General features: G+C 68.2%; 3 protein-coding genes. 2 read left to right on the top strand and 1 reads right to left on the bottom strand.

Annotated features, from left to right (window positions below):
• Positions 1 to 517, top strand: a 517-nt coding sequence (locus tag VG296_RS21230; RefSeq protein ID WP_325568264.1) for an FtsW/RodA/SpoVE family cell cycle protein, incomplete at its 5' end; no start/stop codon positions are given.
• Positions 518 to 586: 69 nt separating this feature from the next.
• Here the strand turns inward: VG296_RS21230 and VG296_RS21225 are convergent.
• Positions 587 to 1,123, bottom strand: a complete 537-nt coding sequence (locus VG296_RS21225; RefSeq protein ID WP_325568262.1) for a hypothetical protein — start codon at positions 1,121 to 1,123, stop codon at positions 587 to 589.
• 142 nt (positions 1,124 to 1,265) lie between these two features.
• Between VG296_RS21225 and VG296_RS21220 the strand changes: the two genes are divergently transcribed.
• Positions 1,266 to 3,209: a TIGR03960 family B12-binding radical SAM protein gene (locus VG296_RS21220; protein WP_325568260.1), complete on the top strand. Its 1,944-nt coding sequence runs from the start codon at positions 1,266 to 1,268 to the stop codon at positions 3,207 to 3,209.
• Positions 3,210 to 3,290 lie beyond the last annotated feature (81 nt).

Here is a 3,290-nt window from a genome sequence, read left to right as displayed (position 1 = left end):
CGGCGGCACGCACCTGCTGAAGTCCTACCAGCTGACCAGGTTCACGTCCTTTCTGCACCCGTCCGCCGACCTGGCCGGCGCCGGCTACAACGCGGCCCAGGCCAAGATCGCGGTCGGCTCGGGCGGGATGTTCGGCACCGGACTGTTCCACGGCTCGATAGTGGCGGGCAACTACGTGCCCTCCCAGCAGACCGACTTCATCTTCACCGTGGCCGGCGAGGAGCTCGGCTTCGTCGGCACGATCACCATCGTCGTCCTGCTCAGCATCGTGATCGTCCGCGCGATCCGCATCGCCGCCCGCGCCGACGACCTGTTCGGCGTGCTGATCGCCTCCGGCGTGGCGATCTGGTTCGCGTTCCAGTCGTTCGTGAACATCGGCATGACGATCGGCATCATGCCCATCACCGGCCTGCCGCTGCCGTTCGTCTCCTACGGCGGCTCGGCGATCTTCGCCGACATGATCGCCATCGGCATGCTCCAGTCCGTCCGCCGCCACCACAGCGTTTTCGCTGACTAGCGCCCGCTTAACTGGCTAGCGCCGCGTAACGGAACCCGCTGACCAGCCGGGGCCGCCAGCCGTCCCGCCTTACGCCGACGCGGACATGACGACCGTGGTCACGTTCGTGGCGCCGAGCCCGGCGATGGCCGCGCCCGGGAACTGAGCCACCGATTCGATGTTGCCCTTGAAACCGTGACCGGTGAACTGGATAATCGCCCCGTTCTGGCCACCCTGGCTGACCAGCGAGTTGCTCGTAACCGTATAACCAGCCTGCGGCAGCGCCGTGGCGTAAAAGCGCGCGACGTCCGCGGGGGCGACCAAACCGAAGACGACCAGGAGTGACGAGCCGCCCGACATGTTCTCGCCGACCTTCGCCGCTTTCGGGACCGGGAAGCTGCCGATCTTCCCCTTGATCGTGAGCATGCTGCCCGCGATGGGCGGCCCGGTCGTCGGCGCGGGGGACGAGATAACCGGGGGCTTGCTCGGGCTCGACGTGGCCGAACCCGTGGCGGCCGGACTCGAAGTGGACGAGTTGGCCGACGGGGTCCCGGCCGAGCACGCCGCCACGGACAGGCCGGCCGCACAGCTGGCCAGGACCAGCGCGATAGAGCGGTACGTGTTCATCGCTTTCCTTTATTCGGTCGCAAGTCACAGGTGCCCAGCCTAAACGCCCCCACGAGCAGGCGAGCCCGCTTTGACCGCGAGCCCCCGCGTGCGATCCGCTGCGCGGCGGTGTCACCACGGTCCGTTCGGATAATGTACTTAGATGCCTGTTGACTCCGTCTACCCAGCGCTAGAGCCGCTGCTGCCGCGCGTGCGCAAGCCGATCCAGTACGTCGGCGGCGAGGTGGGCTCGGTCACCAAGGACTGGGACAGCGCCGACGTCCGGTGGGCCCTGTGCTATCCGGACGCCTACGAGGTCGGGCTGCCCAACCAGGGCGTCCAGATCCTCTACGAGATCCTGAACGAGCGCGAGGGCGTACTCGCCGAGCGCACCTACACCGTGTGGCCCGACCTCGAGGCACTCATGCGCGAACATGGCGTGCCCCAGTTCACGGTGGACGCGCACCGGCCGGTCAGCGCCTTCGACGCACTCGGCTTCAGCTTCGCGACCGAGATGGCCTATACAAACCTCCTCACCGTGCTCGACCTAGCGGGGATCCCTCTTTTTTCTGCCGAACGGACCTTGGCTCACCCTCTGGTCATCGCCGGGGGCCACGCAGCGTTCAACCCCGAACCCGTCGCCGACTTCCTGGACGTGGTGGTTCTCGGCGACGGCGAACAGGCGGTGCTCGCGATCACCGGCCTGATTCGCGACTGGAAGCGTGCCGGGCAGCCCGGCGGCCGGGACGGACTGCTGGTCAGGCTCGCGACGGTCGCCTACGTGCCTCGTTTCTACGACGTCTCGTATTTCTCCGACGGCAGGATATCGAACATATCGCCGAACCGTCAAGGTGTTCCGCCCACGGTTTCGAAACACACGGTGATGGACCTGGACGCGTGGCCGTATCCGCGCCGGCCCATCGTCCCGGTCGCCGAGACCGTGCACGAGCGGTACAGCGTGGAGATCTTCCGCGGCTGCACCCGCGGTTGCCGGTTCTGCCAGGCCGGGATGATCACCCGGCCGGTGCGCGAGCGGTCTATCACCACGATCGGCTCGATGGTGGCGAACGGCGTCAAAGCCAGCGGGTTCGACGAGGTCGGGCTGCTGTCGCTGTCCAGCGCCGACCACAGCGAGATCAACGAGATCGCCGTCGACCTGGCCGACTGCTACGAGGGCACGAACGTCGGGCTGTCGCTCCCGTCGACCCGGGTGGACGCGTTCAACGTGACCCTGGCCGACGAGCTGAGCCGCAACGGCCGCCGTTCCGGACTCACCTTCGCCCCCGAGGGCGGGTCCGAGCGGATGCGCAAGGTGATCAACAAGATGGTCACCGAGGAGGATCTGCTGCGCACCGTCACCACGGCCTACGCCAGCGGGTGGCGGCAGGTGAAGCTGTACTTCATGTGCGGGCTGCCGACCGAGACCGACGCCGACGTGCTGGCCATCGCGCAGCTGGCCCGCCGGGTCATCGCCGCGGGCCGGGAGGCCACGGGGCGGCGCGACATCCGGTGCACGGTGTCGATCGGCGCCTTCGTGCCCAAGCCGCATACGCCGTTCCAGTGGGCCGCGCAGTGCGCGCCCGAGGTGGTGGACGCGCGGCTGCGCGCCCTCGGCGGCGCGCTGCGGGCCGATCGCGCCTACGGCAAGTCGATCGGGTACCGGTACCACGACGGGCAGCCGGGCATCATCGAAGGGCTGCTGTCGCGGGGCGACCGCCGGGTGGGCGGCGTGATCTTGGCCGCGTGGCGGGACGGCGCGCGGTTCGACGGGTGGAGCGAGCACTTCTCGTTCGAGCGGTGGATGCGCAGCGCCGAGTCTGCGCTGGCCACCGAGCCGGTGGACGTCGCATGGTACACTACGCGCGAACGTGATTACAGTGAGGTGTTCCCCTGGGATCACCTGGACGCGGGCCTTGACCGCGACTGGCTCTGGCAGGACTGGCAGGACTCCATCGCCCCCGAGGGAGCGGCCGAGGTGGAAGATTGCCGCTGGACTCCGTGTTATGAATGCGGGGTGTGCTCCGCTATGGGTACCGAGATCCAGGTGGGTCCGACCGGGGAGCGGCTCGACGGGAGGCGCCTGCTTCCCGTAGTGAGCGGGAGGTAGCGTGGCGCAGCCGGCAGCCCAGAGGCCTGCGGTGCAGCATCTGGTGGTCCGGTATGCTAAGCGCGGAAAGATGCGGTTTGC

This window comes from Actinospica sp., from assembly GCF_035552695.1.
In the GTDB taxonomy this organism is placed as follows: Bacteria; Actinomycetota; Actinomycetes; order Streptomycetales; family Catenulisporaceae; genus Actinospica.
This window is presented reverse-complemented; position numbering and strand designations above follow the sequence as displayed.

Bases quoted from the DNA above. Each gene is read 5' to 3' on its own strand.
- VG296_RS21225 (WP_325568262.1), bottom strand. From the start codon at position 1,123: ATGAACACGTACCGCTCTATCGCGCTGGTCCTGGCCAGCTGTGCGGCC.
- VG296_RS21220 (WP_325568260.1), top strand. From the start codon at position 1,266: ATGCCTGTTGACTCCGTCTACCCAGCGCTAGAGCCGCTGCTGCCGCGC.